Origin of the sequence: Mycobacterium sp. (genome assembly GCF_032162105.1) — a bacterium.
Classification (GTDB): Bacteria; Actinomycetota; Actinomycetes; order Mycobacteriales; family Mycobacteriaceae; genus Mycobacterium.
Genome location: NZ_JAVRPS010000337.1, coordinates 1 through 5204, shown reverse-complemented (window position 1 = coordinate 5204; position 5204 = coordinate 1). Strand labels below are relative to the sequence as shown.

6 protein-coding genes are annotated in these 5204 nt (G+C 65.5%); 4 read left to right on the top strand and 2 right to left on the bottom strand.

Translation table 11 applies throughout. From position 1 onward, the window contains the following. From QOC69_RS17280 to QOC69_RS17270, 3 genes are all read left to right on the top strand, one after another. Nucleotides 1–987: acyl-CoA carboxylase subunit beta (locus tag QOC69_RS17280; protein WP_526441707.1), on the top strand; the 987-nt coding region annotated here is incomplete at its 5' end. Nucleotides 988–1033: 46 nt separating this feature from the next. Then, entirely contained in the window at nt 1034–1282 is a 249-nt protein-coding gene (locus tag QOC69_RS17275; protein WP_526441705.1) for an acyl-CoA carboxylase epsilon subunit, read from the top strand. Beyond that, nucleotides 1279–1920 carry a Maf family protein gene (locus QOC69_RS17270; protein ID WP_526441703.1) on the top strand — a complete coding sequence of 214 codons (642 nt, stop codon included), beginning with the start codon at nt 1279–1281 and terminating at the stop codon, nt 1918–1920. The genes QOC69_RS17275 and QOC69_RS17270 overlap by 4 nt, the downstream gene beginning before the upstream one ends. An 85-nt stretch (nt 1921–2005) precedes the next feature. On the opposite strand, the gene QOC69_RS17265 is transcribed toward QOC69_RS17270, so the two are convergent. Both QOC69_RS17265 and QOC69_RS17260 read right to left on the bottom strand, forming a co-directional pair. Further along, on the bottom strand, nt 2006–2986 hold the full coding sequence (locus tag QOC69_RS17265) for an NAD-dependent epimerase/dehydratase family protein (protein WP_526441701.1): 981 nt from the start codon (nt 2984–2986) through the stop codon (nt 2006–2008). Next, nucleotides 2979–4316: a nucleotide sugar dehydrogenase gene (locus QOC69_RS17260; protein WP_526441699.1), complete on the bottom strand. Its 1338-nt coding sequence runs from the start codon at nt 4314–4316 to the stop codon at nt 2979–2981. Before QOC69_RS17260 ends, QOC69_RS17265 begins: the two co-directional genes overlap by 8 nt. 549 nt (nt 4317–4865) lie before the next feature. Between QOC69_RS17260 and QOC69_RS17255 the strand changes: the two genes are divergently transcribed. Then, nucleotides 4866–5204 (top strand): rhodanese-like domain-containing protein (locus QOC69_RS17255; protein WP_526441697.1); only part of this gene is annotated, 339 nt, incomplete at its 3' end.

The window sequence follows — 5204 nt, the reverse complement described above, 5'->3', positions numbered from 1 at the left end:
ATCAAGACGGTCACCGGTGAGGAAGTGACCATGGAGGAGTTGGGCGGCGCGCACACCCACATGGCCAAGTCGGGTACGGCGCACTACGTCGCCTCCGGCGAACAGGACGCGTTCGACTACGTCCGCGACCTGCTGGGCTATCTGCCACCCAACAGCGCCGCCGAGCCGCCGCGCTATCCGGCGCCGCCGCACCCGGGCGCAGTCGAGGACAACCTGACCGAAGAAGACCTCGAACTCGACACGCTGATCCCGGACTCCCCCAACCAGCCCTACGACATGCACGAGGTCATCACCCGGATCCTCGACGACGACGAGTTCCTCGAGGTGCAGTCCGGCTACGCGACCAACATCATCGTCGGGTTCGGTCGCGTCGACGGCCGCCCGGTGGGCATCGTGGCCAACCAGCCGACTCAATTCGCCGGCTGCCTGGATATCAACGCCTCGGAGAAGGCCGCCCGGTTCGTGCGGACCTGCGACTGCTTCAACATCCCGATCGTCATGCTGGTGGACGTGCCGGGCTTCCTGCCGGGCACCGACCAGGAGTACAACGGCATCATCCGCCGCGGCGCCAAGCTGCTCTACGCCTATGGCGAGGCCACGGTGGCCAAGATCACCGTGATCACCCGCAAGGCCTACGGCGGCGCCTACTGCGTGATGGGGTCCAAGGACATGGGCTGCGACGTCAACGTCGCCTGGCCGACGGCCCAGATCGCCGTGATGGGCGCCTCCGGCGCCGTCGGCTTCGTCTACCGCTCCCAACTCAAGGATGCCGCCAACAAGGGCGAGGACGTCGACTCACTGCGGCTGGAACTGCAGCAGGACTACGAGGACACCCTCGTCAACCCGTACATCGCGGCCGAACGAGGTTACGTCGACGCGGTGATCCCGCCCTCGCACACCCGGGGCTACGTCGCCGCCGCCCTGCGACTACTCGAGCGCAAGGTCGTCCAGCTGCCGCCCAAGAAGCACGGGAACATCCCGCTGTGAGCAAGCGAACGATGAGGCACCTGTGACCGAGGAGAGCAAAGGCCCCGTGACCGAAGAGGCCGTGAGCCAGGGCGCCGAGACACACGAACCCGTGATCAAGGTCATCAAGGGCAAGCCGACCGACGAAGAAGTGGCGGCGCTGGTGACCGTGCTGGCCGGCGCATCCGGCGGTGCACAGGTGGACCGCGGCCCGCAGGTGCGCGACCTGTGGGGCCATCCGGTCGACAAGCTGCGCTACGCGACCTTCAGTTGGGAGCGCGTGACCCAGGTGGAGCGCACACACGTCCGTCGATGACGCGCGTCGTGCTTGCCTCGGCCTCGCCCGGCCGGCGCCGGGTGCTGCGCCAGGCGGGCATCGACCCGCTGGTGATCGTGTCGGGCGTCGATGAGGACGTGGTCGTCGCGGGGCTTGACCCCGACGCCACACCCGGGCATGTGACCACGGCGTTGGCCGACGCCAAGGCCGACGCCGTCGCGCGCATCCTGGATCCAGCGGTCGCCGCCGATTGCGTTGTCATCGGCTGTGATTCGATGCTGTACCGCGACGGCGAGCTATTGGGCAAGCCAGCAGACGCCGACGCGGCCCGCGAAGGCTGGCGGCAGATGGCCGGCCGCTCCGGACAGCTCTACACCGGCCACTGCGTGATTCGCTTGCACGACAACACGATTACCTACCGCACCGCCGACGCGACGTGTACCACGGTCAACTTCGGAGTCCCGTCGTCAGCCGACCTGGACGCGTACATTGCCCACGGTGAACCGCTTGCAGTCGCGGGTGGTTTCACCCTTGACGGCCTCGGCGGCTGGTTCATCGACGGCGTCGACGGCGACCCGTCCGCCGTGATCGGCATCGGCCTGCCGCTGACCCGGCGGCTACTCGAGCACGCGGGCCTGTCGATTTCAGCCCTGTGGCAAGCGAACCCGGTCACCTGAGCGCCGAGCCACCACCTTCTGGAAGTCGTCATCAAATGTTGCGGCTCCCAGCCGGGTAGTGCTCCGTAGCGCGATCGCGTAGTCGCTACATCAGGTCGTTGGCCGGCACGTCGTCGCGGTGTTCGCGATACCACGCCACCGTCCGCTCGAGGCCGTCGTCTAGGCCGACGGCCGGCGACCACCCCAGCGCACGCATCTTGCCGATGTCGGCACAGCGCCGCGGGGTACCACCCGACTGAATCTCGCCCGGCCGGATGTCCAGGTCGACGCCGACGATCTTGCCGATGCGGGCAGCCAGGTCGCGGATCGAGATCTCCTCGTCGCTACCGATGTGGTAAACCTCGCGGTGGCCACCCTTTTCGTACATCGTCAGGATGCCCTCGACGATGTCGTCGACGTAGCAGAACGAGCGCGTCTCGGTGCCGTCGCCCTGGATCGGGAACGCGCCGTCGCCGGCGTCCTGGGCGGCCAGCGCCCGCATGATGAACTGGGGCTCCACGTGCTTCCAGCCCATGTTCGGCCCAAACACGTTGTGCGGCCGGAAGACCTGCACCTGACGGTAGTGATCCTGACCGTAGTTGAACGCGATCAGCTCGCTGACGATCTTGGAGCCACCATAGGAGTACCTGGGGTTGACGCTGTCGGGCAACATCAGCGGAATGGTCTCGGGAGTGGGGATGACCGACGGCGTTTGGTACACCTCGGCGGTGGATGCCACGACCAAGTCCGGGACGCCGACGGCGCGACCAGCGTTGACCACCGCGAGGGCGCCGCGCAACCCGACGTCGAGCACGAGTTCCGGTCGCTTGTAGAAGTTCTCGGTGCCGTTGATGGCCGCGAGGTGCATTACCACCTCGGCACCGGCGAACGCGCGCTCCAGTGCATCCTGATCCCGCACGTCGCAGGTGAACAGGTCGACGTCACCTGCGACCTCGGCGAACCGGCTGGCATCTCCGCGCACCATCGAGTCCACCACGGCGACGTCCCAACCGTCCCGTACCAGGCGCTTGACCAGGTAGGCGCCGATGAACCCGCCACCGCCGGTGACCACGACGCGCCTAGCCATGGGACGGCACCGATCCGCTCCGGCCGACGGCGAAGTAGGAGTCACCCAGTTCGGACGTGGGCAGGTGGCTGAAGTGGTTCCAGTAGTCGTACACGAAACCGTCGGGGCTCATGAACTCGTTGATGGTGCGCGGCGAGATCGTGCCAAGGGACGGATGGTTGTTGGCGATCACCACCACCGAGGCTCCACTGACCGCGTCACCGAAGCGGGCGAACCTCAGCTCGTCGGGAAACTCACTTACCAGAACGTCCTGTGGGGTGACCGGATCGTAGACACCGATCTCGGCGTTCGGGTGCGCCTTCTTCAACGCGTCAAGGACCTTGATCGACATCGAGCCACGCAGGTCGCTGGTCTCGGGCTGGCCCTTGAAGGCCATCCCGAGGATGCTGATCTTCAGCGGAGCCGAGAGCCCGCGTCGCTCGATCTCGCTGTTGATGAAGTCGACGGTCTCGTGTGGCTGGCGCTCGTTGACCAGCCGACCGGCGGAGGTGATCTCCAGCGAGATGCCTCGAGTGCGGGCACTCTCCATCAGGATGTGCGGGTCCTTCTCCAGACACGGCCCGCCGACCAGACCCGGCAAAGGGATGTTCGTCCGGTTGTAGCCGAGTTTGCCCGACGAGATCACCTCGTGGGCACTGACGCCGAACGCGTCGCACACGCGGGCAACCTCGTTGGCGAACGCGAACTGAACATCACGGAACGTGTTGCTCACCAGCTTGATGATTTCCGCGGTCTCGATACTGGTCACCTGAACGATCGAATTGGTCAGCTTCCGGAACACCCCGGCGGCACGATCTGCCACCGCAGGATCGTCGGCGCCGATGATCTGAGGCAATTCGCGCAGTTCCTGCAAGGCCTTGCCCTCGAGTGTGCGCTCGGGGCACATGGCAATGTCGAATTTCTTGCCGCTGGCGGCCAGGATCGGTGCCACCACGTCGCGAGTGGTGCCGATCTTGACCGTCGAACGGAGGATGACGAGCGCGTCGTCGCGCATGTTCGCGGCGATGTCACGTGCCGCAGCCTCGATCATGTCCACGCGCGCCACGCCGTCGGGTGACAGCGGAGTGCCGACCGTGATGATGTACGTGTCACAGGTGAAGCTGTCGTCGAACTGCTCGGCGGCGACGAGTTTCTGCGACCTCGTGATACCGGCGAGCGCGTCCGGCAGACCCGTCTCGGTGAAGTGCGGGACGCCCTCATTGGTCATCTCGACGAGATCTTTGCGCTTCTCGACACCGATGACTGAGTTCCCCGCCTCGGCAAGCACGGTGGCCAAGGTGAGGCCGACGTAGCCGAGCCCGACGATTCCCACATCGAATTTTGCTGGCAAACCCACTATTCCTCCAGTTCTAGCGCGGGAGACGTTGAATTTCTACTCCGCGGGTGGTTGCGGCTACTGAGTTTCGACCTTACGTTGCGCGGCGCTATTTCGTAGTGGGGGACACCGGGTGTGCCGCTCCGAGGGCCGGCATCACTTGCTCGTCATGGACCCGCAAGCGATCTCGACGGCCATCACGGTGAAACGGTCCGACAATGCGCAGATGACCCCGACTCGTGGTCACCTCAGCGTCGCAGGGTCGACTACGGGGTACAACGCAGGCTGGTGTCGAATGGTCCCGAGTCGCAGATTCGCCCATAATTCTTAACTTGACCCCGCCCGGAAGAGTCTCACCGTGTCTCAATACGGTGGAAGGTGAACTAGCGCAACACTGACCGTCAAGGCGGTCGCCAGTGCCGTGACGATCGAATAGCACTACCGACTAGCCACTCGCCTGCAGGTTCGCTGCACGAACAACGATGGTCGTCGCACCGAAATCGCCCGCAACGGGCTCGGTAACGGCTTGTCCAGCGGCATGGGACCACCGGTAGGCTCGATCCCGTGCCACTACCTGCAGATCCCAGCCCCGCGCTGACCGCCTACGCCCACCCGGAGCGGTTGGTCACGGCCGACTGGTTGGCGGGCAACCTCGGCCGCCCCGGCCTGGCCATCGTCGAGTCCAACGAGGACGTCCTGCTCTACGACACCGGCCACGTCCCCGGCGCGGTGAAGATCGACTGGCACACCGACCTCAACGACCCTCACGTCCGCGACTACATCAACGGCGCGCAGTTCGCCGCGTTGATGAACCGCAAGGGCATCAGCCGCGACGACACCGTCGTCATCTACGGCGACAAGAGCAATTGGTGGGCGGCGTACGCGCTCTGGGTGTTCACGCTG

Excerpts from the sequence above, each read along its gene's own strand:
- QOC69_RS17265 (WP_526441701.1), bottom strand. The coding sequence starts at position 2,986 with ATGGCTAGGCGCGTCGTGGTCACCGGCGGTGGCGGGTTCATCGGCGCC.
- QOC69_RS17270 (WP_526441703.1), top strand. The coding sequence starts at position 1,279 with ATGACGCGCGTCGTGCTTGCCTCGGCCTCGCCCGGCCGGCGCCGGGTG.